Source organism: Chelatococcus reniformis, from assembly GCF_014640075.1.
GTDB lineage: Bacteria > Pseudomonadota > Alphaproteobacteria > Rhizobiales > Beijerinckiaceae > Camelimonas > Camelimonas reniformis.
In genome coordinates this window covers 1,009,147-1,033,937 of sequence record NZ_BMGG01000001.1, presented here as the reverse complement: position 1 = coordinate 1,033,937, position 24,791 = coordinate 1,009,147, and the positions used below count along the sequence as shown (strand labels likewise).

Annotated in this window: 23 protein-coding genes; 12 read left to right on the top strand and 11 right to left on the bottom strand. The window is 69.5% G+C overall.

Annotation, left to right across the window (positions count from 1 at the left end; translation table 11 throughout):
- The first annotated feature begins 270 nt into the window (after positions 1-270).
- Entirely contained in the window at positions 271-1,179 is a 909-nt protein-coding gene (locus IEW34_RS04430; RefSeq protein WP_308424358.1) for a LysR family transcriptional regulator, read from the top strand.
- Between the two features lie 32 nt (positions 1,180-1,211).
- Here the strand turns inward: IEW34_RS04430 and IEW34_RS04425 are convergent, their stop codons facing one another.
- The 6 genes from IEW34_RS04425 to murJ form a co-directional block, all read right to left on the bottom strand.
- Entirely contained in the window at positions 1,212-1,694 is a 483-nt protein-coding gene (locus tag IEW34_RS04425; protein WP_188607867.1) for a GNAT family N-acetyltransferase, read from the bottom strand.
- 8 nt (positions 1,695-1,702) lie between these two features.
- Positions 1,703-2,386 carry a tRNA (adenosine(37)-N6)-threonylcarbamoyltransferase complex dimerization subunit type 1 TsaB gene (tsaB, locus tag IEW34_RS04420; protein ID WP_188607866.1) on the bottom strand — a complete coding sequence of 228 codons (684 nt, stop codon included), beginning with the start codon at positions 2,384-2,386 and terminating at the stop codon, positions 1,703-1,705.
- 168 nt (positions 2,387-2,554) lie between these two features.
- Positions 2,555-3,118 (bottom strand): NifU family protein, encoded by a 564-nt coding sequence (locus IEW34_RS04415; RefSeq protein ID WP_188607865.1) that lies wholly within the window; start codon positions 3,116-3,118, stop codon positions 2,555-2,557.
- A 116-nt stretch (positions 3,119-3,234) separates the two neighbouring features.
- Positions 3,235-3,735 (bottom strand): universal stress protein, encoded by a 501-nt coding sequence (locus IEW34_RS04410; RefSeq protein WP_188607864.1) that lies wholly within the window; start codon positions 3,733-3,735, stop codon positions 3,235-3,237.
- 67 nt (positions 3,736-3,802) lie between these two features.
- Complete coding sequence (trpS, locus tag IEW34_RS04405; RefSeq protein ID WP_188607863.1) at positions 3,803-4,843, bottom strand: tryptophan--tRNA ligase; 1,041 nt, start codon at positions 4,841-4,843, stop codon at positions 3,803-3,805.
- A 183-nt stretch (positions 4,844-5,026) separates the two neighbouring features.
- A complete protein-coding gene (murJ, locus tag IEW34_RS04400) occupies positions 5,027-6,583 on the bottom strand; it encodes a murein biosynthesis integral membrane protein MurJ (RefSeq protein ID WP_188607862.1) in 1,557 nt (518 codons plus the stop codon).
- 290 nt (positions 6,584-6,873) lie between these two features.
- On the opposite strand from murJ, the gene IEW34_RS04395 reads away from it, so the two are divergent.
- Both IEW34_RS04395 and mgtE read left to right on the top strand, forming a co-directional pair.
- Positions 6,874-8,103, top strand: a complete 1,230-nt coding sequence (locus tag IEW34_RS04395; RefSeq protein ID WP_188607861.1) for an MFS transporter — start codon at positions 6,874-6,876, stop codon at positions 8,101-8,103.
- Positions 8,104-8,422: 319 nt separating this feature from the next.
- Entirely contained in the window at positions 8,423-9,796 is a 1,374-nt protein-coding gene (gene mgtE, locus IEW34_RS04390) for a magnesium transporter (RefSeq protein WP_188607860.1), read from the top strand.
- Positions 9,797-9,845: 49 nt separating this feature from the next.
- Here the strand turns inward: mgtE and hslU are convergent, their stop codons facing one another.
- On the bottom strand, positions 9,846-11,153 hold the full coding sequence (gene hslU, locus IEW34_RS04385) for an ATP-dependent protease ATPase subunit HslU (protein WP_188607859.1): 1,308 nt from the start codon (positions 11,151-11,153) through the stop codon (positions 9,846-9,848).
- A 106-nt stretch (positions 11,154-11,259) separates the two neighbouring features.
- Positions 11,260-11,823 (bottom strand): ATP-dependent protease subunit HslV, encoded by a 564-nt coding sequence (hslV, locus tag IEW34_RS04380; RefSeq protein ID WP_188607858.1) that lies wholly within the window; start codon positions 11,821-11,823, stop codon positions 11,260-11,262.
- Between the two features lie 273 nt (positions 11,824-12,096).
- Between hslV and IEW34_RS04375 the strand changes: the two genes are divergently transcribed.
- Positions 12,097-12,618 carry an SAM-dependent methyltransferase gene (locus IEW34_RS04375; RefSeq protein ID WP_188607857.1) on the top strand — a complete coding sequence of 174 codons (522 nt, stop codon included), beginning with the start codon at positions 12,097-12,099 and terminating at the stop codon, positions 12,616-12,618.
- Between the two features lie 160 nt (positions 12,619-12,778).
- Here IEW34_RS04375 and IEW34_RS04370 read toward each other — a convergent pair whose 3' ends face one another.
- Positions 12,779-13,561 carry an enoyl-CoA hydratase gene (locus tag IEW34_RS04370; protein WP_244641752.1) on the bottom strand — a complete coding sequence of 261 codons (783 nt, stop codon included), beginning with the start codon at positions 13,559-13,561 and terminating at the stop codon, positions 12,779-12,781.
- 10 nt (positions 13,562-13,571) lie between these two features.
- Complete coding sequence (locus IEW34_RS04365; RefSeq protein WP_188607856.1) at positions 13,572-14,570, bottom strand: NAD(P)H-dependent flavin oxidoreductase; 999 nt, start codon at positions 14,568-14,570, stop codon at positions 13,572-13,574.
- Between the two features lie 301 nt (positions 14,571-14,871).
- On the opposite strand from IEW34_RS04365, the gene IEW34_RS04360 reads away from it, so the two are divergent.
- A complete protein-coding gene (locus IEW34_RS04360; RefSeq protein WP_188607855.1) occupies positions 14,872-15,927 on the top strand; it encodes a cyclase family protein in 1,056 nt (351 codons plus the stop codon).
- A 168-nt stretch (positions 15,928-16,095) separates the two neighbouring features.
- Here IEW34_RS04360 and IEW34_RS04355 read toward each other — a convergent pair whose 3' ends face one another.
- Positions 16,096-16,848 (bottom strand): GntR family transcriptional regulator, encoded by a 753-nt coding sequence (locus IEW34_RS04355; RefSeq protein WP_188607854.1) that lies wholly within the window; start codon positions 16,846-16,848, stop codon positions 16,096-16,098.
- A gap of 221 nt (positions 16,849-17,069) precedes the next feature.
- On the opposite strand from IEW34_RS04355, the gene IEW34_RS04350 reads away from it, so the two are divergent.
- The 7 genes from IEW34_RS04350 to IEW34_RS04320 all read left to right on the top strand — a co-directional run bounded on the left by IEW34_RS04350 (position 17,070) and on the right by IEW34_RS04320 (position 24,790).
- Positions 17,070-18,311, top strand: a complete 1,242-nt coding sequence (locus IEW34_RS04350; protein ID WP_188607853.1) for a branched-chain amino acid ABC transporter substrate-binding protein — start codon at positions 17,070-17,072, stop codon at positions 18,309-18,311.
- A gap of 83 nt (positions 18,312-18,394) precedes the next feature.
- Positions 18,395-19,330 carry a branched-chain amino acid ABC transporter permease gene (locus IEW34_RS04345; RefSeq protein ID WP_188607852.1) on the top strand — a complete coding sequence of 312 codons (936 nt, stop codon included), beginning with the start codon at positions 18,395-18,397 and terminating at the stop codon, positions 19,328-19,330.
- Positions 19,327-20,646: a branched-chain amino acid ABC transporter permease gene (locus IEW34_RS04340; protein ID WP_188607851.1), complete on the top strand. Its 1,320-nt coding sequence runs from the start codon at positions 19,327-19,329 to the stop codon at positions 20,644-20,646. Before IEW34_RS04345 ends, IEW34_RS04340 begins: the two co-directional genes overlap by 4 nt.
- Positions 20,643-21,392, top strand: coding sequence for an ABC transporter ATP-binding protein (locus IEW34_RS04335; protein ID WP_188607850.1), 750 nt, complete (start codon positions 20,643-20,645; stop codon positions 21,390-21,392). Before IEW34_RS04340 ends, IEW34_RS04335 begins: the two co-directional genes overlap by 4 nt.
- A gap of 20 nt (positions 21,393-21,412) precedes the next feature.
- A complete protein-coding gene (locus tag IEW34_RS04330) occupies positions 21,413-22,108 on the top strand; it encodes an ABC transporter ATP-binding protein (RefSeq protein WP_188607990.1) in 696 nt (231 codons plus the stop codon).
- Positions 22,109-22,257: 149 nt separating this feature from the next.
- Positions 22,258-23,460, top strand: a complete 1,203-nt coding sequence (pimC, locus tag IEW34_RS04325; protein WP_188607849.1) for a pimeloyl-CoA dehydrogenase large subunit — start codon at positions 22,258-22,260, stop codon at positions 23,458-23,460.
- A 169-nt stretch (positions 23,461-23,629) separates the two neighbouring features.
- The gene (locus tag IEW34_RS04320; protein WP_188607848.1) at positions 23,630-24,790 is read left to right on the top strand and encodes an acyl-CoA dehydrogenase family protein; all 1,161 of its coding nucleotides are present in this window, start codon (positions 23,630-23,632) and stop codon (positions 24,788-24,790) included.
- The last annotated feature ends 1 nt before the right edge of the window (position 24,791 follow it).

The following is a 24,791-nucleotide window of genomic DNA, read 5'->3' as shown; positions in this document are numbered from 1 at the left end:
CGCGTTTTCGAGCGAAGTGGACGCCGGTTCGCGTGAAGAAAACGCACTAAATCAAACAGATAGAGCACTTCGGCGATTCGCAGAAACGCGGAAATGGTCTAGTCTGGAGCACATAATCTTTTGAAACTGGAGCGCTTCTTAGCGATCGGATGATTCACCCGATCGCGCAGCGCTCTGGGCGCGCACAGCCACCTGCCGCCGCGACGGCGGGTGGCTGCCCCCACCGGAACGGGTAGATTGGTCATGTCAATTGCGCCGCCCGAGACCTCCGTGAGCCCGTCATCGAAGCCAAGATACGACTGGAACGACATCGTCTATTTCCTGGAGCTGGCGCGGCAGCGAAATCTCGTCCGCGCCGCCACCGCGCTCAAGGTGGACCATACGACCGTCGGCCGGCGGATCCGGGAGCTCGAGCGGAACCTGGGCTGCACGTTGTTCAACCGCAGCAAGCATGGCTTCACGCTCACCGAGGAGGGGCACCGCCTGCTCCAGTATGCCGAGGGCATGGAGAACCAGGCCAACCTGATCGCGGAGGCCATCGGGCTCGGCGCGGAGGCCGGCGGAGCCGTGCGGGTCGCGAGCCTGGAGGGCATCGGCAGCTTCTATCTCACCCGCTGCATCGCCGACTTCAACCGCCTGCAGCCGGCAATCCAGATCGAGCTGATCACCGATAGCCGCATCCTCGACCTGAGCCGGCGGGAAGCCGACATCTTCGTCAGCTTCTTCAACCCACGCGGCCGCCGCCTCAGCACCAGCAAGGTTGGAGAATTCAAGGTCTCGCTGTTCGCATCCCCCGCCTACCTGCAGACCAGGGGGCCGCCGCGCAGTCTCGCCGACCTCGACAAGCACGATTTCATCGACTTCATCGACGAGCATGTCCACATCAAGGAGAATCTCTGGCTCTCCGATATCCTGCGGCCAACCAGCGTCGTCTTCCGCTCCACCAGCCTGCTGGCCCAGTACATGAGCGCCATGGCGGGGCAGGGAATCGTCATGCTGCCCTCCTTCGTCGCGGCGCACGATAAGGCCCTGATCCCGGTGCTGCCGGAGATCTTCACGGTCCGCGACATCTGGATATCGGTGCACGAGGATCTGCTGCACATCTCCCGCGTCCGCGCCGTCCTGCGCTTCTTCGAGCGGCGCATCGCCGCCGACGGCGCGCTGCTGCGCGGGGCGTGACGAGGCCGGCCGCGCCGCAGCTGGCGCTGCGGTCACCCGAGCGCGCGCGCCATCAGCAGGGCGCCGGCCGTCGTCCCGTCCGGCCGGGCATAATAGCCGCCGCGCTGGCCCACCTGGCCGAAACCCAGCGAGCGGTAGAGCGCCAGCGCCGGCTCATTGCCGTCCTCGACCTCCAGATGCAGCGTCCGCACGCCCAGCGCCGCCAGCCGCGGCATGTGGGAGACGAGCAGGGCGCGCCCGTAGCCGCGGCCGCGGCAGCGGCGGGCGACGGCGATGGTGAGGATCTCGGCTTCGTCCAGCACGCGCCGCGACAGTACGAAGCCCGCGGGCGGGACGCGGCCGGGCGCCCGGACGCCGTCGGCGACCACCGCCGGATCGGTCAGCATCTGCTCGAAATCTGCCGCCCCCCAGGGCCGGGCGAACCCCTCGGCGTGGATCGACGCGAGGGCCGCCGCATCGACCGGTGCGAGGCGCCCGACGCGTCCGGTCAGATCCCGGTGCCACGGCCACTTCATCGCCGGCCTCACTGCCGCGGCAAGGCGCCGTGGTCCTGCGGCTTGGCGTCGGGCGCGCGCAGGTAGAAAGGCTTGGGTGGCGCCTGGGCCGGATCGGCGAGGGCGCCGAGCCGCGCCACCCACTGGGGATCGGCATAGAGTGCCTCCGGCGCAATGGTAGCGCTGACGCCCAGGGCGCTCGCCTCCGCCGCCAGCAGGCCGGCGCCGGACCCGGCGATCATGACCGGGCTCGTGCCGAGCAGGCGCACCGCCTCGCGGGCCGCCAGCAACCGCGGCGCCACGATGACGCGGCCGCCCGGCGCCAAGGCCTGGAGGTAGACGTGGCCGTTGCGGGCATCGACAGCGGCCACCGCGACCCGGTCCACGTTGCCGGCGACCAGTGGGCCGAGCAGCGCCGACAGGGTGGTCACTCCGACCACGGGGACCTCGAGAGCGAGGCCGATGGCGCGCGCCGCCGCGATGCCGATGCGCAGGCCGGTGAAGCTGCCCGGCCCGACCACCACCGCGACCCGGTTCAGCGACGGAAAGCCGCCGGGGGTGTGGGCGATGACGCGCTCGATCAGCGGCAGCAGCGCCTCGGCGTGGCCCCGCTCCATGGTGATCGTCTCGCGCGCCAGCGCCTCGCCGCCGCCGCTGTCGGCAACGCACGCGGAACAGGCGCCAAGCGCCGTATCAATCGCCAGAATACGCACGCGGCTCGATCATGCTCCCGGGTGAAGCGAAGAGATTCGCAACGCCTGTTTAAGCGTGATCGGCTCGCCGCTCCAGCCCCTCTGATTCCGCCATGCCCAATGGCCTGGTGCGCGCCGAGACCAGCCGAGCGGGCGCGCTCCGCGCGCGCGTCAAATGGCTTAGTTGGCTTAGACGGCTTCGACTTCCCGGACGTCCGGCAGGAAGTGGCGGAACAGGTTCTCGATACCGTGCTTGAGGGTCGCCGTGGACGACGGGCAGCCGGCGCACGAGCCCTTCATCGACAGGTAGACGACCCCGTCCCGGTAGCCCGCAAAGGTGATGTCGCCGCCGTCGCCGGCCACCGCCGGCCGCACCCGCGTCTCCAGCAGGTCCTTGATCGTCTCCACCAAGCCGGCGTCCTTCTCGTCGAAGAACTCGTCGCCGTCCTCGCCGGCAGCGTCCCGGTGCTCATCCACCACGATCGGCGCGCCTGACTGGTAGTGCTCCATGATCGCACCGAGGATGGCCGGCTTCAGGTGCTGCCACTCGCCCCCCGACTTGGTCACGGTGACGAAATCGTGCCCGAAGAACACCGCGGCGACGCCGTCGACGGCGAACAGCCGCTCGGCCAGCGGCGACTTCTGGGCCTGCTCGCCGTCGCGCAGGTCCAGGGTGCCCTGCGCCATGACCACCCGGCCGGGCAGGAACTTCAAGGTGGCGGGGTTGGGCGTGGCTTCGGTCTGAATGAACATCTCGTCCTCCTCGCGTGCCGGTTCAAGGCCGGCCGTTCGGTCGTGTCACCGTGCATATGGATGAGCAGCGGCCGCAGATCAACGCAGCGCGACGTTGCGGGCGGGCCTGGCGGCGGTCAAGCCACCGCGTCGATCTCGCCGTCGCTCAGGCCCCCGGGCACGATGGCGACGGGGATCGGAAAGACCGGACCGGACGAGCTCGCCAGCAGCGACACGAGCGGCCCCGGGCCGCTGCTGTCGGTGCCTGCGGCGAGCACCAGCAGCGCGATGTCGGTGTCCTCCTCGATCAGCCTGAGAACCTCTTCGGACGCGAGGCCGGCGCGGATGATGCGCTCGGGCGCGGCGCCCGTGACGGACCGCACGCAGACCTCCGCCTCGTCGAGCAGGCTATTGGCGTCGTCCTCCGCCTCGGCCTTGAGCGCCTCACCGACGCCGAGCCAGGTCTGGAACTCCGCCGACGAGATGACGCACAGGAGGGTGACGCCGACGCCGGTGCGAAGTGCCCGGCGAGCCGCAAAATAGACGGCCCGGTCGCATTCGGCCGTCTCGTCCACGACGACGAGAAACTTGGCCCGATGCCCCGGCTCGTAGGCGGTGCGCCGTCGGCTGCTGCTCATCGCCTCTCCAACGTCGTCGCCGGATTCTTGAGGCGCGCGAGCGGCGGGTCAAGCCCCGCCACCGATGTCAGCGCTTGCGGATGAAGCCGACGATGTCCTTCACGTCGTCCATGGTGCTGCGCGCGATGAGACGCGCGCGGTCGGCGCCGTCGGCCAGGACCTGGTCGATGTAGGCGGGATCGCCGACCAGGCGCTGCATCTCCGAGCCGATCGGCCCGAGCTTGGCGACCGCGAGGTCGACCAGCGCGGACTTGAAGGCCGAGAACTGGGCGCCGGCGAAGTCCTCCAGCACCGCGCCCTTGGTGGTGCCGGCGAGCGCCGCATAGATGCCGAGCAGGTTGTCCGCCTCCGGCCGAGCCGCCAGCCCCGCCTCCTCGCCCGGCAGCGGCTCCGCATCGGTCTTGGCGCGGCGAATCTTCTGGGCGATGGCGTCCGGCCCGTCGGTCAGGTTGATGCGCGAGTAATCCGAGGGATCGGACTTCGACATCTTCTTGGAGCCGTCGCGCAGGCTCATGACGCGCGTCGCCGGGCCCTGGATCAGCGGCTCGGTCAGCGGGAAGAAGGCCTCGCCGAAGCCGTGCGCGGCGATGCTGGTGGCGAAGTCGTTGTTGAACTTCTGGGCGACGTCGCGCGTCAGCTCGAGGTGCTGCTTCTGGTCCTCGCCGACCGGCACGTGCGTCGCCCTGTAGACCAGGATGTCGGCCGCCATCAGGCTCGGATAGGCGTAAAGACCGAGCGAGGCGTTCTCGCGGTCCTTGCCGGCCTTCTCCTTGAACTGGGTCATGCGGTTGAGCCAGCCGATGCGGGCCACGCAGTTGAACACCCAGGCGAGCTCGGCGTGCTCGCTGACCTGGCTCTGGTTGAAGACGATGTGCCGCTTGGGGTCGATGCCGCAGGCGAGGAACGCCGCCGTTACCTCGCGGATGTGCCGCGTCAGCTCGGCTGGATCCTGCGCCACCGTGATCGCGTGCATGTCGACCACGCAATAGATGCAGTCGAACTGGTCCTGGAGCGACACGAACCGCGTGATGGCGCCGAGGTAGTTGCCCAGGTGCAGGTTGCCGGTGGGCTGAACGCCGGAAAAGACGCGCTGGCTGAACATCGCCATGGTCACTCCCCTAGAGCATTCCGCAGACATGCTCCAAGTCTTTGAATTACGATCGCTTCTGCCGTCAAAGGCGAAACCGCCCGCTGGCGGGGCGCCCTGCCGGAAAGCGGGGGTTATGGCGGCCCGCCGCCGCGCGCGCAAGACGCCTGTTGCACGATACGCGTCGGAGCGATCCTCACCCCGTCAGGCGGCCCGCCGGCGGGCCAGCACGCGACGATCGATGCCGCCGAACGCCAGGGCGGCGACGGCGTAGACGGCGAGACCCGTCAGGCACAGGCCGGCGAGCGCGGCGGCGCGGAGCAGGAGGCTTTCGGCGGCGAGCGCCGGCGCCCCCCATCGCGCCAGCGCGGCCACGACGAGGCCCATGACGGCGCTGGCGGCGAGCAGCCCGGCGAACCGGCCCGCCAGCACCCCATCCGGGCGCCACCAGTGGCGGGCGGCGAGGATGCCGCCGAGCAGAACGGCCTGGACGGCAAGCCCGGCCGTCACCGCGGCGGCGAGGCCGGCAACGCCGAGCGGCCCGGCCAGAAACAGGGCCGCCAACCAGGTGACGGCGAGCGCAGCGAGACCGGTCACGAGGGGAAGGACGGCGAGCTCGCGGGCGAAGAACGGCTGCAGCAGCACCTTGGTCACGACGCCGCAGGGCAGCCCGGCAGCCAGGCCGGCGAGCGCCGCCGCTGTGCCCGCCGTATCGCCGGCCGCGAAGGCGCCGCGCTGGAACAGGATGCGCACGATGGGCTCGGCCAGCACCGCCAGGGCCACCGCTGCCGGCAGGGCGAGAGCCAATGCCGCCTCAAGCGGGGCATTGAGCGGGTCGCGGCCATCGCCGCCGCGGCGCACGGCCGGACCGGCCGCGCCCGCCATGTCGGCGAGCAGCACGGTGCCGGCGGCGACCCCGGCGAACGACAGCGGCAGCTGGAACAGGCGGTCGGCATAGTAGAGCCAGGACACGGCGCCGGCCTCGGCGGAAGCGACCCCGGCCGCCACCAGGACGAGCATCTGGGCACTGGCGCTGGCGACGAGCCCCGGGGCGCCGAGGACCAGGAGGCGGGCGAGCCCGCGCCAGGGCGGCGGTCGCAGCAGCCGGAAGGCATGGGGCAGGCGCCGGGCGGCGGCGAGCACCACGCCGAGCTGGAGTGCGCCGGCCAGCGCCAGCGCCGCCGCCATGGCACCGGCGACGGCCGCATCGCCGGTCACCCATCGGGGAATCGCGGTGTAGGCGGCGAGCAGCAGCGCATTGACCGTCGCCGGCGCCGCGGCTGCGGCGAGGAACCGCTGTTCGGCGTTGAGCCAGGCGCCGACGAGGGAGGCGAGGGACGCCAGACCGACGAACGGCAGCATCAGCATCAGGTAGGTGCGCGCCGGCGCGAGCCGCGCGGGATCGCCGGCGAAGCCCGGCGCCAGCGCCAGCATCAGCGCGGAGGCGGCGAGCATGGCGAGCGCGGTGAGCACCGTCAGCCCGAGCCCGGCCGCGACGATCGCGTGGCCGGCGAAGCTGGCCGCCTGGGCGGAGCCGTGCTGGCGTCGCAGCCGCGCGTAGATCGGCACGAAGCCGGCGTTCAGGGCGCCTTCGCCGAGCGACCGCCGCAGCGCATTGGGCAGCCGGACCGCCGCCAGGAAGGCGTCGGCCACCGGCCCGGCGCCGAGCAGGCCAGCAACCGCGACATCGCGGGCGAAGCCCAGCAGCCGCGAGGCCGCGGTGGCGAGGCCGACGATGAGGGCGGGACGAAGCAGGGACATGCGGGGCGGCGGCTCGAACGGGAGGCGGGAGATCGGGCCACCTGCCTGCGCCCGGCGCACCAGCGGCCGTCGCGGCAGCTGGAGGCGACCCCGTCAGCCCTTCCGCTACGCGCGCGCCCGCGTTCCCACAAGGGGGAAGGCGGCTCCGTCGGTCGCGCCGCGCCGCCGGGCACGGGGGCATAACCGTCACGAAAAGCGGTCGTCCACTTTTCGGCGTCATGCTCTATGGTGGCCTCGACGCCCGGTGCGCGCCGCCCACCATCCTGCCGGGCCTTCAGCCGAAGCCGCCGATGAACCTCACCGTCAGCCCGATCGAGCCGCCGCCCGATCGCGAGCTCGCCGCAGCGCCCGTGGTGCCGCGGCGCTCCATCCTCCTGCTCGGCTTTGCCGCCTTCGTGTCGGCGGGCACGGCGCGCGTCGGCGATCCGCTGCTGCCGAGCATCGGTCACGCGTTCTCGGTGACCACCGGGGAGGCTGCCGCGGTCATGGCGGCATTCTCCATCGCCTATGGGTTGCTGCAGGCGTTCTACGGGCCGATCGGCGACAGCCTGGGCAAATACCGCATGGTGGCGCTGACCGCCTTGCTGTCGTCCGTGGGCGTCGGCGCCTGTGCGCTCGCCGACTCGCTCGAGGCCCTCGCCGCGGCGCGCCTGCTCTCGGGCGCGACGGCGGCGGCCATCATCCCGCTCAGCATGGCCTGGATCGGCGACGTGGTGCCCTACCAGCAGCGCCAGCCGGTGCTGGCCAGGTTCCTGTCCGGACAGATCCTGGGGGTGGTGCTGGGCCAGGCGGGCGGCGGCGTGCTGAGCGAGATCATGGGCTGGCGCCAGGTCTTCGTCGTGCTCGCGCTGCTCTACCTGGTGGCGGCCGTCGGTCTCGGGCTCGAGCTGCTGCGGCCGGGGCACCGCCGCAGCGTTCCCGGCACCGGCGGCGCGCTGGCCGGCATGCGGCAGATGTTCGGCCTGCTCCGCCGCCCCTGGCCCGCCACGGTGGTCGCAACCGTGTTTCTGGAGGGTGCCGTCGTGTTCGGCGCCTATGCCTATGTGGGCGCCGAGCTGCAGCACCGGTTCGGGGTCGGGCCGGGTGCCGCCGGCATCATCCTCGCCGCCTTCGGCATCGGCGGCCTCGCCTACGCCTTCAGCGCCAGGCGGCTGGTGGCGCGGCTCGGCGAAGGCGGGCTCGCCCGGCTCGGCACGGCCGGCCTCGGCGTTGCGCTCCTCGCCATCGCCTTGGCGCCGGCCCTGTGGCTGGCGCCGCTCGCAACGGTCCTCTGCGGGCTGTCCTTCTACATGTTCCATAACACCTTGCAGACCAACGCCACGCAGATGGCGCCGGAGGCACGCGGCTCGGCCGTGTCGCTGTTCGCCGCCGCCTTCTTTCTCGGCCAGACCGCCGGGGTCGCCGTGATCGGCCCCTTCTTCGACCGTCACGGCGGCGTGCCGCCGCTGATCGTCGCAGCGATCATGATACCGTTGCTCGGCCTGTGGTTCGCCGCGCGCCTTAAACGCAGACCGTTGTAGCCGTGGCGGCCCGTCCGCGTTATGGGCGTGTCGTGATTTGCAGGACAAGGTGAGCCGCACCGCCGCCGCCACGCGGCGGAGCGGACAGCGATCGCGGCCGAGAGCGCTTCACGATTGGGTGGAACCACCAAATCGCAGGTGAAGTGCTCCAGATTCAAAGACTTGGAGCATTCCTACCCAATCAGATGACTCCATCTGATCGGAAAATGCCTCGCCGTGGACCACGTCGTGCTCGCGACGCGGCCCGCGGAGCGGACGATTCGTTGGACCAACGAGCTTCGCATCCACCACACGAAACTCCGCACGGAAGGGGCGTGCCATGAACATTCGGACTGGTGGCGGACAGGGTTCGCCGGAAGCGATCGCCATGTCGGCGCGCTTGGGCAAAGAGCACGTCGGCGACATCGTCGAATACCTGAACCAGCGGACGCCCGATGAGGCCGCGGAGATCATCTCCCACATGCCCGACGCCTGGGCGGTGGAGGTGCTCGACCAGCCGGATTTCGAAGCTGCCTCGGAGGTGGTCGAAGCGCTGCCGGACGAGAAGGCGGCGAGCCTGCTCGAAGCCATGTCGGCCGACCGCGCCGCCGACGTGCTGCGCTGGGTCGATCCGGAGGCCAAGGCACGCCTGGAGAGCCGCCTCAGCCCGGAGACGCGCTCGTCGCTCGAGCAGCTGCTGGCCTATCCCAAGGACAGCGCCGGCAGCCTCATGACGACCGAGTTCGTCAGCGTCCCCGCCACCTGGACGATCGGGCGCACGCTCGACCATATCCGCAGCGTCGAGCGCAGCCGGGAGACCGTCTATTCGATCTACGTGCTCGATCCCGCCACCAGGAAGCTGGTGCAGTCGGTGTCCCTGCGCCGGCTGATCTCCGGCGATTCCGACGCCCCGATCCTCTCCGTCGCACCCGAGCACCCGCCCATCACCACCGGGCCGCTGGCCGACCGGGAGGCCGTCGCCCGTCAGATCTCCAAATACGACCTCCTCGCCATACCCGTGGTGGATACGACCGGGCACATCATCGGCATCGTCACCGTCGACGACGCCATCGATGCCCTGCTCGCCGAGACCAGCGAGGACCTTCAGAAGCTCGGCGGCATGGAGGCGATCGACGAGCCCTATCTGCAGATCGGCTTCTTCAGCATGCTGAAGAAGCGCGCCGGCTGGCTGTGCGTGCTGTTCCTGAGCGAAATGCTGACGGCCAGCGCCATGCAATACTATGCGGACGAGCTGGAGAAGGCCATCGTGCTCGCCCTGTTCGTCCCGCTGGTCATGAGCTCGGGGGGCAATTCGGGCTCGCAGGCCACCTCGCTGATCATCCGGGCGCTGGCGCTGCAGGAGGTGAGGCTGAGGGATTGGTACCGGATCGCGCTGCGCGAACTGCCGACCGGCATCGCGCTGGGCGCCATTCTGGGCGTCATCGGCATCCTGCGCATCACCATCTGGCAGCAGATCGGCCTCTTCGACTACGGCGAGCACTGGAGGCTCCTGGCGATCACCATCGCGCTGGCGCTGATCGGCATCGTCACCTTCGGCTCGTTCGCCGGCTCGATGCTGCCGTTCATCCTGAAGCGCGTCGGCTTCGACCCGGCCAGCGCCTCGGCACCGTTCGTCGCGACCCTGGTCGACGTGACCGGCATCGTCATCTACTTCAGCATCGCCTGGGTGATGCTGCACGGGACGATCCTTTAGTCCAGGTCGGCGACGACTGGTCGGTCGATGCCCGACCAGTCGTCGAAACTCAAAGAATGAACCGGCTCAGGTCGGCGTTCTTGGCGAGTTCGCCCACATGGGTGCGCACGTAGTCGCCGTCGATGGTGACGGTCTCGCCGGAGCGGTCGGCGGCGGTGAACGAAATGTCGTCGAGCACGCGCTCGACCACCGTCTGAAGACGGCGCGCGCCGATGTTCTCGACCGACGTGTTCACCTCCACCGCCACCCGCGCCAGGGCATCGACGGCATCGTCGGTGAAGGCGAGCGTCACCCCTTCGGTCGCCATCATGGCCACCGATTGGCGGATCAGATTGGCCTCGGTTTCGGTCAGGATGCGCCGGAAATCGGCCTCGTCCAGGGAGGTGAGCTCGACGCGGATCGGCAGGCGGCCTTGCAGCTCCGGCAGCAGGTCCGAGGGCTTGGCGACGTGGAAGGCGCCGGAGGCGATGAACAGGATGTGGTCGGTCTTCACCGCACCGTGCTTGGTCGACACGGTGGTGCCCTCGATGAGCGGCAGGAGATCGCGCTGCACGCCCTCGCGCGACACGTCGGCGCCGCCGCGCTGCTCGCGCGCGCAGATCTTATCGATCTCGTCGAGGAAGACGATGCCTTCCTCCTCGGTCTGGCGGATCGCCTCCTGCACCACCTGGTCCTGGTCGAGCAGCTTGTCGCTCTCCTCGGCGACCAGCGGCTCGTAGGCGTCGCGCACCTGCGTGCGGCGGGATTTGCGGGCACCGCCCAGCGCCTTGCCGAAGATGTCGCCCAGCGAGATGGCACCGACCGAGGCGCCGGGCATGCCGGGCAGCTCGAACATGGGCAGGCCGCCGCCGCCCGCCTGCACCTCGATCTCGATCTCCTTGTCGTCGAGTTCGCCGGCGCGCAGCTTCTTGCGGAACGATTCCCGCGTGGTGCTGCTGGCCTGCTGGCCGACCAGGGCGTCGAGCACCCGCTCCTCCGCGGCGAGGTGCGCGCGGGCCTGCACGTCCTTGCGCTTGGCCTCCTTGACGAGGCCGATGGCGACCTCGAGCAGGTCGCGCACGATCTGCTCCACGTCACGGCCGACGTAGCCGACCTCGGTGAACTTGGTCGCCTCCACCTTGAGGAAGGGGGCGCCGGCGAGCTTGGCCAGGCGGCGGGAGATCTCGGTCTTGCCGCAGCCGGTCGGGCCGATCATCAGGATGTTCTTGGGCAGCACCTCCTCGCGCAGCGGCCCGGTGAGCTGCTGCCGGCGCCAGCGGTTACGCAGCGCGATGGCGACGGCACGCTTGGCGTCGCGCTGGCCGACGATGAAGCGGTCGAGCTCGGAGACGATCTCGCGGGGGGAAAACGTGGTCATCGCGGCAGTTCTCGTCCTTCAGATCCGGTGCCAGGCATGATCGGAGACGCCCACGCGGCGCAAACGCGCACGCCGGCGCGGCTGCGAGCCGCGTCGCCGAAGGTGGTCATGCGCCGATGCTCTCGATCACCAGATTGCCGTTGGTATAGACGCAGATCTCGGCGGCGATCGCCATCGACTTGCGGACGATTGCGTCCGCATCGCCCTCGCCGTCGAGCAGCGCCAGCGCCGCGGCCAGCGCATAGTTGCCGCCGGAGCCGATGGCCATGACGCTGTGGCCGCCCCGCACCTCGGGCTCGACCACATCGCCGGTGCCGGAGAGCAGCAGGCTCACGTCCTTGTCGGCGACCAGCATCATCGCCTCCAGGCGCCTGAGGTAGCGATCGGTGCGCCAGTCTTTGGCGAGCTCGACGCAGGCGCGCGTGAGCTGCGCCGGGTACTGCTCGAGCTTGGCCTCGAGCCGTTCGAACAGGGTGAAGGCATCGGCGGTGGCGCCGGCGAAGCCGCCGAGCACGCTGCCGCCGGCGAGCCGGCGCACCTTGCGGGCGTTGGCCTTGATCACCGTCTGGCCGAGGCTGACCTGGCCGTCGCCGCCCATGACGACGCGGCCGCTCTTACGGACCATCAGGATCGTGGTGGCGTGAAAGGTCGCCGGATCGTTTGACTGCATGGGCTCCATCGCGTGCGAAGCCCCAGATGTAGGTGGCTTCGCGCCGCTGTGCCAGACGCCGGCGGCGCTCGACCCCGCCCACGCCCCCGGCCGAGCTCGCGTCGCCGCCGATCGCGGCATCGACAGCGGCCCGGCGAGGCTGCGAGTATGCCTCGTTTCCTGGTGGATCGGATGACCGGGGCGCAGCCGCGGTCCGACCGACCTGGGCGGGCCCGGCGTCGGACCGGCTCGTGCAGTCCTGTGGATTACGTGGATAAGTGTGGGAGCGGCACGATGAGTGGCTCGGATTCGTCAGCCGTGGCTGCGGCCAACGGCCCTGTGCAGGACCCCGGCGACCTGCGGCCTGGGGAGGAGATCGTTGATTTGCCGGCTCATCACGATGCCGGCCTCTATTTCATCGGCCGCATCCGCACGCCCTGGCCCGCACGGAGCGCCTGCCCGCGCCAGGGCGACATCGCGCACGGGCCGCTTTGCCGCATCGCGGTCGACGGGCGCTGGGCCCGCGCCCTGACCGGCATCGGCCGGCATTCCCACCTCCAGGTGCTGTACTGGATGGACCAGGCCCGGCGCGACGCCGTGCTGCTCAGCCCACGCGGCGCGGCCGCGCCGAGCGGCGCCCTGGCGCTGCGGGCACCGCTGCGGCCCAACCCGATCGCCAGCTCGACCGTGGCGCTTGTCGACGTCGACGGCTACGTGCTCACGGTGCGCGGGCTCGACTGCGTCGACGGCACCCCGCTCCTCGACATCAAGCCCGTGCGCTGCCCGATGGCCTCGGAGGAACCCATCACGACCTGATGGCGGCGCTCGCTGCGTCACAGCCGCGCGTCATCGCAGGACTTGATCCGGCCATCCATCGACAGGACCATGCCAGCCCGGTGGGGCCGCGCATGCGGGGCCGTTCATAGCGAATGGGGCTCAGGCCCGGCCATGATGGGTGTTCCGCGCCGCCAGCGATTCAGCCGAACTTCGAGAAGTCCGGCGGGCGGCGCTCCAGCACGGCGGCCATCGCCTCGCGGGCCTCGGGGGTGTGCAAGCGCTCCTCGAACACCTTGCCCTCCTCGCCCATGCGCTCGAGCGTCGTCACCGACGCGGTGCTCTTCATCAGCGCCTTGGTCGCCCGCACCGCGCCCGGTGGCTTGGCCGCGAGGCGGCCGGCCACCGCGCGCACCGTCTCTTCGAGCGCGGTCGCGGGCACGACGGCATTGACGATGCCGAGCCCGCGCGCCTTCTCGGCATCGAAGAAGTCGCCCAGCAGCAGCAGCTCGGCGGCGGCCTGATGGCCGGCGAGGCGAGGCAACAGCAGGCTGGACGCCGCCTCCGGCACGATCCCGAGACTGACGAAGGGCAGCTGGAACCTGGCCGTATCGGCGGCGTAGACGAAGTCGCAATGCAGCAGCATCGTCGTGCCGACGCCGACTGCCAGCCCGTTGACCGCCGCGACGAGCGGCTTGGAGAACGCCGGCAGGGCCCGGACGAAGCGAAAGGCGGCGCTCTCCTCGCCGGGCTTGGCGGCGAGGAAGTCCTTGAGGTCGTTGCCGGCGGTGAAGCTGTCGGCGGTGCCGGTGATGACCAGGACGCGGACGTCGGGCGAGCGGTCGGCCTGCGCCAGCGCCTCCGTCATGGCCTCGTACATCGCCTGGGTCAGCGCATTTTTCTTGTCGGGCCGGTTGAGCCGGACGGTCACGACGGCGCCGTCGCGGCTCAGGACGACCGGCTCGTTCACGAGATCCGTGCTCACGCCGGCCTCCTTACGCTGCTGCCGTGGTGGACGACCGGTAGGGCGCGCCGAGCCGGCTGACCTCGTCGAGGGCCTCCAGATACTCGCGCTTCAGCCGCGCCACCAATTCACCGGCGCCGACGATCTCCTTGACCGCACCGATGCCCTGGCCCGAGCCCCAGATGTCGCGCCAGGCCTTCACCTTCTTGCCGTCGTCGCCGAAGTTCATCTTCGAGGGGTCGGAGGTGGGCAGGTTGTCCGGGTCGAGCCCGGAGCGAATGATGGAGGCGCGCAGGTAGTTGCCGTGCACGCCGGTGAACAGGTTGGAGTAGACGATCTCCTCGCTGTCGGCCTCGACGATGCCCTGCTTGTACTCGGCCGTGGCGTTCGCCTCGCTGGTGGCGATGAAGGCGGAGCCGATGTAAGCGAGATCGGCTCCCATGGCCTGGGCGGCGAGGATGGCGCGCCCGGAGGCGATGGCGCCCGAAAGCGCCAGCGGCCCGTCGAACCACTCGCGGATGTCCTGGATCAGCGCCAGCGGCGAGATGGTGCCGGCATGGCCGCCGGCGCCGGCCGCCACCGCGATCAGCCCGTCGGCGCCTTTCTCGATCGCCTTGCGGGCGAAGCGGTTGTTGATGATGTCGTGCAGGGTGATGCCACCGTAGGAATGGATCGCCTGGTTCAGGTCCTCGCGCGCGCCGAGCGAGGTGATGATGATCGGCACCTTGTGCTTGACGCAAAGCTCGACGTCGTAGTCGAGCCGCTCGTTGGAGCGGTGCACGATCTGGTTCACCGCGAAGGGTGCCGATGGCCGGTCCGGATGCGCCGCGTCATGGGCGGCGAGCTCTTCGCGGATGCGGTGCAGCCACTCGTCCAGGAGCTCCTTGGGCCGCGCGTTGAGGGCCGGAAAGCTGCCGACGATGCCCGCCTTGCACTGGGCAATGACCAGGTCCGGGTTCGATAGGATGAACAGGGGCGAGGCGATGGCCGGCAGCGAAAGACGCTCGCTCAGGATCGGCGGGAGGCTCATGCAGTCAAACTCCTTGGGGGTGCGGCCGGGCGTGGCCGGCGCTGTCGATGCGCGATTACCTTCACCCGCCGGTATCAACGCAAGTGTAGATGCACGATCGGCGACCTGACAAGCCGATCGTGGCCGCATGCCGCCGCGGCGGCGGCCCGCTGGTCGGCGCGCGCCCGGCCGCTCGGGACATGCTCCGGCGGCACCCCCACCCCTCGCCCTGCCGCGTTGCCGGCGGCGTCGAAAGCCGCGACAGTCGGCGGGCCCGTGCGCATCTGCGACGCTGGCCCGCAACGAGACACAAGGGGGGAAGATGCCGACATCGACGCGCTGGACGCGCCGTCCCGAAGGATCGACCTGGGGCGATTTCGGACCCGACGATCAACTCGGGCGCCTCAACCTGCTGACTCCCGAGAAGGTGCGCCAAGGCGCGGCAGAAGTGACGGAGGGCCTTGCCTTTTGCCTGAGCCTGCCGCTCGAATATCCCGGTGGCAACGTGCTCAGCCCGCGCCGCTTTCCGCCCGTGGTGCGCCCCACCCTGCGCGGCGACCATCCCAACATGAACGTGCGGCTCGGCAAGGACATCAAGGGCGCGACCGACATCGTCAGCGACGATCTCGTGGTGCTACACCTGCAATATTCCACCCAGTGGGACAGCTTCGCCCACGTCGGCTCATTGTTCGACGTCGACGGCGATGGGGTGCCGGAGGCGGTCTACTACAACGGCTTTCGCGCTGGCGAGGACGTGGTCGGGCCGGAGAGCGCGGCGGATGCCGGCGTGCCCATGGGACCGGGCGGCGCCTCGACCTCCCAGGCCAAGCGCCTCGGCGTCGAGAACATGGCCGTGAAGGGCATGCAGGGACGCGGCGTGCTCATCGACCTCGCCGCCCACGTCGGCCGCGCCCGAGACTACATCGGCTACGATGAGCTGATGCGCATCATGGCGGCGGACCGGGTCGAGGTGGAGACCGGCGACATGGTCCTGCTGCACACCGGCTTCGGCGAGTTCCTGCTCGAACAAGGCGGCAAGCCGACCCATTTCGGGGTCGAGAACACCTGCGCCGTGCTCGATGGCCGCGACCAGCGCCTGCTGCAATGGATCACCGACAGCGGACTGGTGGCCCTGATGGCCGACAACTACGCCGTCGAGGCCACGCCGTCGCGCCCCGGCGGCGACGTCTGCGCCATCCTGCCCCTGCACGAGCATTGCCTGTTCAAGCTCGGCGTGCATCTGGGCGAGCTCTGGTATCTGACGGAGCTTGCCACCTGGCTCAGGGCGCACGGCCGCAACCGCTTCCTGCTGACCGCCCCGCCCCTGCGCCTGACCGGCGCCGTCGGCTCGCCGGCAACGCCGATCGCGACGGTGTAGGGGATGACGCCAGCCCCTCCCGGCCCCGACCAAGCGCGAGCCTGGCAGCTGGAGCGCCTTGCGATGGGGTGAACGACCCGATCGCAAGGCAAGCGCTCCAGCTTGAAACACTTGAGGCATTTCCAACCGATCAGATGCATCTGGTCGGGATAGGCTCTAGAATATGGTCTAGCTCACCAACTCGTGGGGCGCGGCGGGGCGGGCCTGCTCGCCATCCGGCGCCGCGCCCAGGTCGAAGGCGCCGGGGTCCCTGAGATAGGCGAGCAACGGCTCGGCGTTGATGCGCACATCCTCCTCGACGCCGCGACGGGCGGTGGCGCCGTCGCCGGCGCGCAGACCGTCGAGGATGGTCCGGTGCGGGTGGCGCCGCGGCAGGTTGGTCGGCCGGCAGACGAGCAGCGCGTTCATCAGCGGCCCGATCTGCAGCCACAGCGTCTCGGCGAAGCGGTAGTGCAGCGGCAGGTCGGCGAGCGCGCACAGGGCCGAATGGAAGCGCTGGTTCTCGACCAGCGACGCCTTGATCTCGCGCCCGTTCTTGAGCGCGGTCAGGCGCGCATGGATGGCCTCCAGCTCGTCCACCGCGGCGGGTGTCGCCCGTTCGGCGGCCCGCTCGGCGGCACGGCCCTCCATCTCGGCGCGCAGCAGGCAGATCTCGTTGAAGCGCTCCACGTCGATGTGCGGCACCCGCACCGAGCGATGGTCGAGCTGCACCACGGCCATGTCCGAAACGAGCCGGGCCAGGGCCTCGCGCACCGGCGTCGGGCTGACGCCCAGCTCCTCGGCGATATCGCGCAGCTTCAGCTTTTCGCCGGGATTGTAGCGGCCGCCCATCAGGTCGCGGCGCAACCTGTGATAAGCCTGATAGCTCAGGCTCTCGCGAGCGAGGGGGGCGTCGGCGGGGCGGTCGGATAGCAGAGACACGGAGTCAATCTAACCCGCGGGCCAGCTCCTGTCGAACTGTGATTTCGTATATGTGATGCGCTTATTGCGGTCGGCGGGCGTTTGTGCTGCAAAAGATCCCACTCACGACGGCTTGGCCCGAGCGCCCCCGCCGCGATCGCGGACGGTGACCCGGCAGACAAGTCCAGAAAGACAAGGCGGCCACCAGCGCACGCCGTACCAATCACGCGGAGGAGAATGCCATGCGATCCCTCGTCATTGCCGCGTCGCTCGCGCTTGGGGCCGCGGCCGCCTTTGGGGCCTCACTCGCCCAGGCCGACAACCTCAAGATCGGCTACATCGATCCGCTATCCGGCGGCGGCGCTTCGGTGGGCGAGGTCGGCCTCAAGCACTTCCAGTTCCTCGCCGACGAGATCAACGCCAAGGGCGGCGTCAACGGCCAGCAGATCGAGATCGTGCCGTTCGACGGAAAGACCAATCCGCAAGAGAGCCTGATCCAGGCGCAGAAGGCCATCGACCAGGGCATCCGCTTCATCACCCAGGGCAACGGCTCCTCGGTCGCCGGTGCGCTGCTCGATTTCGTCGCCAAGTACAATGACCGCAACCCGGGCAAGGAGGTCCTCTACTTCAACTACGCCGCGGTCGATCCCGTGCTCACCAACGACAAGTGCAGCTTCTGGCACTTCCGCTGGGACGCGAACTCCGACATCAAGATGGCGGCGCTGACCAACTTCCTGAAGCAGCGGCCGGCGGTGAAGAAGATCTACCTGATCAATCAGGACTATTCCTTCGGCCAATCGGTGCGCACCCAGGCGCGCGCCATGCTGAAGGAGAAGCGCCCGGACATCGAGATCGTCGGCGATGAGCTGCATCCGCTGCTCAAGATCACCGACTTCAGCCCCTACATCGCCAAGATCAAGGCGTCCGGCGCCGACACGGTCATCACCGGCAACTGGGGCCAGGACATCGCGCTGCTGCTCAAGGCCGCGGCGGATGCCGGCCTGCAGACCGACTTCTACACCTACTATGCCGGCGGCGCCGGCGGACCGACGGCGATCAAGCAGACCGGGCTTTCCGACCGCGTCTTCGACATCGTGGAAGGCAACGCCAACGACGCCCCGGCGTCGGCGCAGAAGACCGAGCAGGAGTTCCGCGACAAGTACGGCGTCACGCTCTGGTATCCGCGCGCCGTCAACGAGATGCGCATGTTCGCCAAGGCCGCGAACGAAGCCAAGAGCAACGATCCCAAGGCCGTGGCCGCCAAGCTGGAGGACATGAAGGTCGAGGGCTTCGACGGCGGCGAGATCGTGATGCGCAAGGACGACCACCAGCTGTTCCAGGACATGTTCGTGCGCAGCTTCGGCCCGCTGAAGCCCGGCCAGAAGTTCGACGAGGAGAAGACCGGCTGGGGCTGGACCACGCAGGGCCGCGTGGCCGGGAAGGACACCCTCCTGCCCACCACCTGCAAGATGGAGCGGCCCTGATCCAGGGCTTTCCGACGCCGATGGATGGCCGGGTCGAGCCCGGCCGTCCATCTACCCGGTTCTGACCCGCGGGGCTCTGCCGCATGCTCGAGCTGATCACCTTCTCGACGCTCAACGGCCTGCTCTACGGCATGCTGCTGTTCATGATGGCGAGCGGGCTCACCCTCATCTTCTCGATGATGGGGGTGCTGAACTTCGCCCATGCCAGCTTCTACATGCTCGGCGCCTACTTCGGCTTCGAGATCAGCCGGCGCATCGGCTTCTGGCCCGGCTTCGTGGTGGCGCCGCTGCTCGTCGGCGCCGTCGGCGCGCTGGTCGAACGCTACGGCCTGCGCCGCGTGCACCGCTACGGCCACGTCGCCGAACTGCTGTTCACCTTCGGTCTCGCCTTCGTGCTCGAGGAGCTGGTCAACATGTTCTGGGGCAAGCTGCCGGTCGACTACCGCGTGCCGCCCTCGCTCGACTTCGTCGCCTTCCGCCTCTTCGACACCACCTACCCGGCCTACCGCATGTTCATGCTGCTGGTGGCCGTCGCCATGTTCGCCTTCCTGATCGCCGTGCTGACGCGCAGCCGCGTCGGCCTGATCATCCAGGCGGCGCTGACCCATCCGGACATGGTCGCCATGCTCGGCCACAACGTGCCGCGCATCTTCATGCTGGTGTTCGGCGTGGGGGCGGCCCTGGCCGGGCTCGCCGGCGTCATCGCCGGCCCGGCGCTGGTCACCCAGCCGTCCATGGCGGCGCTGCTCGGGCCCATCCTGTTCGTCGTCATCGTCGTGGGCGGGCTGGGCTCGCTGGCCGGCGCCTTCGTCGCCTCGCTGCTGATCGGCCTGGTGCAGACCTTCGCCGTGGCCATCAACGTGTCGCTGGCCGACGTGGTGGGGGCCGAGGCGGCGGCGCGCCTGGGCGACCTCGGCACCGTCACCGTGGCCCAGATCGCACCGGTGATCCCCTACCTGCTGCTGGTGCTGGTGCTGATCTTCCGGCCCAAGGGCCTGATGGGGACACGCGAGACATGAGCGAGGGCGCAATCCTGTCCTGGCGCAGCTGGGCCCCGTGGGTCGCGCTGGCGCTCGCCCTGGTGCTGCTGCCGCGGCTGCTGAGCTCGGGCAGCTCGCTCACCATGATGAGCCTCATGGGCATCATGATCATCTTCGCGCTGAGCTACAACATGCTGCTCGGCCAGACGGGGATGCTGTCCTTCGGCCATGCCGTCTACTACGGGCTCGCCGGCTTCGTCGCCATTCACGCCATGAACGCGATCGCCCAGAACAAATGGGCGATCCCGTTGCCGGTGATCCCACTGATCGGCGGCCTCGCCGGGCTCGCCTTCGGCATCCTGTTCGGCTCGGTGTCGACCCGGCGCGGCGGCACCGTGTTCGCCATGATCACGCTCGGCGTCGGCGAGCTTGTCGCCTCCAGCTCACTCATCCTGCGCAGCTTCTTTGGCGGCGAGTCCGGCATCACGGCGAACCGCACCAAGCTCATGCCCCTGTTCGGCTACAAGTTCGGCCCGCAGATCGAGATCTACTATCTCATCGCGGGTTGGGCCTTCATCGCCATCCTGGCCATGTACGCCATCACCCGCACGCCCTTCGGCCGCATGTGCAACGCGGTGCGCGAGAATCCCGAGCGCGCCGAGTTCATCGGCTATTCGACCCAGACGGTGCGCTTCATCGCCTTTTGCCTGGCCGGGTTCTTCGCCGGCATCGCCGGGGCGCTCGCCGCCATCAATTTCGAGATCATGAACGCGCTGTCGCTCGGTGCCGCCCAGTCGGGCACCGTGCTGCTGATGGCCTTCATCGGCGGCATCGGCCTGTTCTGGGGACCGATCCTCGGCGCCATCCTGGTCACCTTTCTACAGGTGACGCTGTCGGATCTCACCGGTGCCTGGATGCTCTACTTCGGCCTGCTGTTCATCCTGGTGGTGATGTTCGCGCCCGGCGGCATCGCCGGCTGGCTGGCGCTGCACGGGCCAGCGCTGCGCAGCGGTCGGCTCGGCAGGCTGCTGCCCGCCTACGCGCTCGCCGCCGTGCCGCTGGCCATGGCGGCAGCCGGCGCCATCCTCATCGTCGAGCTGGCGCATCACATGCTGGTCAAGGCGAGCAGCGACGGCAGCCTCGTCCACGTCTTCTTCACCACCCTCGACGGGGCGTCGCCCTGGCCGTGGCTGGCGGCCCTGGCGCTGCTCGGCGTCGGCGCGGCGCTGACGCGGCTGGCCTGGGGTCCGGTGCGCAGCGCCTGGGCCGCTGTCCATGCCGCCAGCGCCCCGGTCGACGGGCCGGCAGAGGCGGCCGTCGTCCCGCCGGCGGCGCAGGGAGTGCTGCCCACATGAGCGCCGTCCTGTCCCTCGCCGACGTGCATAAGAGCTTCGGCCCCACGGCCATCATCCGCGGGGTGACGCTCAACGTACCGACGGGCGAGCGCCACGCCATCATCGGGCCTAACGGAGCCGGCAAGTCGACGCTGTTCCACCTGATCAGCGGCCGCTTCCCGGTGTCGTCCGGCACCGTGTCGCTGCACGGCCGGCCCATCACCGGCCTGAAGCCGTACGAGATCTACCGCCGCGGTCTGTCGCGCAGCTTCCAGGTCACCAACATCTTCCCGCGCCTGTCGGTCTACGAGAACATCCGCTGTGCCGTCTTGTGGGCTCTCGGCTACAAATACGCCTTCTGGCTGGGCGTCGACGCCCTGCGCAGCGTGCGCGAGCGCGCCGAGGCGGTGATGACCTCGATCGGGCTGACGCGGCGCCGGGACGTGCAGGCCGGGGTGCTGACCTACGCCGAGCAGCGGGCACTGGAGATCGGGCTGGCCATCGCCGGCGGGGCCGACGTGATCCTGCTCGACGAACCCACCGCCGGCATGAGCCGGGGCGAGAGCGAGCAGGCGGTGCAGCTGATCCGCACGGTGACGCAGGGCAAGACCCTGATCATGGTGGAGCACGACATGAGCGTCGTCTTCGGCCTTGCCGACCGCATCTCGGTGCTGGTCTACGGCCAGATCATCGCCAGCGACACGCCGCGGGCCATCCGCGAGAATGCGGCGGTGCGCGAGGCCTACCTCGGCCAGGCGGTGCACTGATGCGCAACCCGGCCGAGCCCATGCTGCAGGTGGACGACCTGCACGCCTTCTACGGCAAGAGCCACATCCTGCACGGGGTGAGCTTCACCGTCGGCCGCAGCGAGATCGTCAGCCTGCTCGGCCGCAACGGCGTCGGCCGCTCCACCACCATCAAGGCGATCATGGGCGACGTGCCGCCGCACGGCTCCATCCGCTTCAAGGGGCACGAGATCGCCGGCCTCAGGCCGCACCAGGTGGCGCGCCTCGGCCTCGGCTACGTGCCCGAGAACCGCGACGTGTTTCCCTCGCTGACGGTGGAGCAGAACCTGCTGCTCGGCTGCAAGTCATCGAAGCCCACGGGCCGCTGGTCCTACGAGGACGTCTACCGCATCTTCCCCCGCCTCAGGGAGCGGGCGACCACGCCGGCCGGCGTGCTCTCCGGCGGCGAGCAGCAGATGCTGACCATGTGCCGGACCCTGATGGGCGACCCCGACCTCGTCATGATCGACGAGCCGACCGAGGGCCTGGCGCCCATGGTGGTCGAGCTGGTCGGCAACCTGCTGACCGAGATCGCCCAGCGCGGCGTCTCGATCCTGCTGGTGGAGCAGAAGCTCGCCATCGCCCTGCGCATCAGCCACCGGCTCTACGTCATGGGCCATGGCCAGATCGTCTTCGAGGGCACGCCCGACGACCTGGCGGCCAACGCTCAGGTGCGCCGCGACTGGCTCGAAGTGTGATATCGTAAGGCTTTGTTTCGATAGCTCAAAGACGCGGGAGCCGAACGGGCCCGAGGCAGGCCGCCGTGCGCGGGGCTTGGCAGGGCGCGCAGCCGAGCCTAGACATAGTTCACACATAGACCATTCGACAGCTGCGGCAGGACACGACCATGGAACTGAGCTTCACCGCCGACGAGCAAGCCTTCCGCGCGGAGGTGCGCGAGTTCTTCCGGACCTCGTTGCCGGAGCCCATCCGCAAGAAGCTCGAGTCCGGGCACCACACCACCAAGGAGGAGCTGGTCGCCTGGCAGCGCATCCTCAACAAGAAGGGCTGGGCGGTGCCACACTGGCCGGTGGAGTGGGGCGGCACCGGCTGGGATCCGGTCAGGCAGTACATCTTCCGCGAGGAGCTGATGATGGCGCCCGCGCCCGAGCCGCTCGCCTTCAACGTCAGCATGTGCGGCCCGGTCATCATCGCCTTCGGCAATGAGGAGCAGAAGAAGCGCTTCCTGCCGCGCATGGCCAACCTCGACGACTGGTGGTGCCAGGGTTTCTCGGAGCCCGGCGCCGGCTCCGACCTCGCCTCGCTCAAGACCACCGCCAAGCGGGACGGCGATACCTATGTCGTCAACGGCCAGAAGACCTGGACCACGCTCGCCCAGCACGCCGACTGGATCTTCTGCCTGGTGCGCACCAATTCGGGCGCCAAGCAGCAGGAGGGCATCTCCTTCCTGCTCATCGACATGAAGACGCCCGGCATCACGGTGCGCCCGATCATCACCATCGAGGGCGGCCATGAGGTCAACGAGGTGTTCTTCGACGACGTGAGGGTGCCGGCGGAGAACCTGGTCGGCCAGGAGAACCGCGGCTGGGACTATGCCAAGTTCCTGCTCGGCAACGAGCGCGTCGGCATCGCCCGCGTCGGCGCCTCCAAGGAGCGCATCCGCCGCATCAAGCAGCTCGCCTCGGTGCAGCGCGACGGCGACGCCCGCATCATCGACAACCCGCGCTTCCGCGAGAAGCTCGCCGCCGTCGAGGTGGAGCTGAAGGCGCTGGAGATGACGCAGATGCGCGTCGTCGCCAACATCAAGAATCTGGAGAAGGGCAAGCCCGATCCCGCCTCCTCGATCCTCAAGATCAAGGGCTCGGAGATCCAGCAGGCCACCACCGAGCTGCTGCTCGAGGTGGTGGGGCCGGACGCGATCGCCTACCAGCCCGAGCAGGGCGAGGCGGGCTGGAACGAGCCGGCCGTCGGCCCCGACTGGGCGACGACCGCGGCGCCGAACTATTTCAACTACCGCAAGGTGTCGATCTACGGCGGCTCCAACGAGATCCAGAAGAACATCATCGCCAAGGCCATCCTCGGCTTCTGACCGCCGGAGCGCGTCGCGGCCGGGCGGTTCGCCCGCTCCGGGAGAAGCGTTCCAACAAGACGTGTCGGGGCATGTCGGTGCGATCGGATGAGCTCATCCGCCGGCGGCATGCTCCAGGCGGGCCCGGACGGGCCCGCGGCCCCGCCCTTCCAGCACCAAGGTTTTCGCCATGGACTTCGACCTTACCGACGAACAGCGGCTGCTCAAGGACAGCGTCGATCGGCTCGTCGCCGACCGCTACGACTTCGAGGCCCGCAACGCCATCCGCAAGCAGCCGGAGGGCTTCAGCCGCGAGCTGTGGGCCCAGTATGCCGAGCTCGGCATCCTCGGGCTGCCCTTCGCCGAGGAAGACGGCGGCTTCGGCGGCGGCGCCGTCGAAACGATGATCGTCATGGAGGCCCTCGGCCGGGCGCTGGCGCTGGAGCCCTATGTCGCCACCGTGATCCTGGCCGGCGGCGTGCTACGCCGGGCGGGTTCGGCCGCGCAGCGGCAGGAGCTGGTGCCGCAGATCGCCGGCGGCGAGCGGCTGCTCGCCCTCGCCCACGGCGAGCGCCAGGCCCGCTACAACCTGGCCGACGTGGCGACGACGGCGCAGAAGGACGGCGACGGCTGGGTGCTGCACGGTACCAAGAGCACCGTCCTGCACGGCGACGCCGCTGACACCCTGATCGTCAGCGCCCGCGTCTCCGGCGGCCAGCAGGACGCGGACGGCGTCACGCTGTTCCTCGTGCCAGCCGACGCCGCCGGGCTCAGCCGGCGCGGCTACCCGACCCAGGACGCTCAGCGCGCCGCCGACATCACCCTTGCTAACGTGCGCGTCGGCGCCGACGCCGTGATCGGCGCGCCGGGCCAGGGCATCGAGGTGGTGCGCCGGGTCGTCGACGAAACCATCGCCGCGCTCTGCGCCGAGGCGGTCGGGGCGATGGAAGCGACGCTCCATCTCACCGTCGACTACCTCAAGACGCGCACCCAGTTCGGCCGCCCGATCGGCAACTTCCAGACGCTGCAGCACCAGTCGGTCGACATATTCGTCGCCCTCGAGCAGGCCCGCAGCATGACCATGTACGCCACCATGATGGCCCGGAGCGACGATGCGGCCGAGCGCGCCCGCGCCGTTGCGGCGGCCAAGGTACAGATCGGCCGGTCCGGCAGGCTCGCCGGCCAGAAGGCCATCCAGCTGCACGGCGGCGTCGGCATGACCCAGGAGTACAAGGTCGGCCACTACTTCAAGCGGCTGACGATCATCGACCTCATGTTCGGCGACGCCGACCACCACCTGGCGATCCTCGCCCAGCTCGGCGGCCTCATCGCCACCGAGAAGGCGGCGTAGC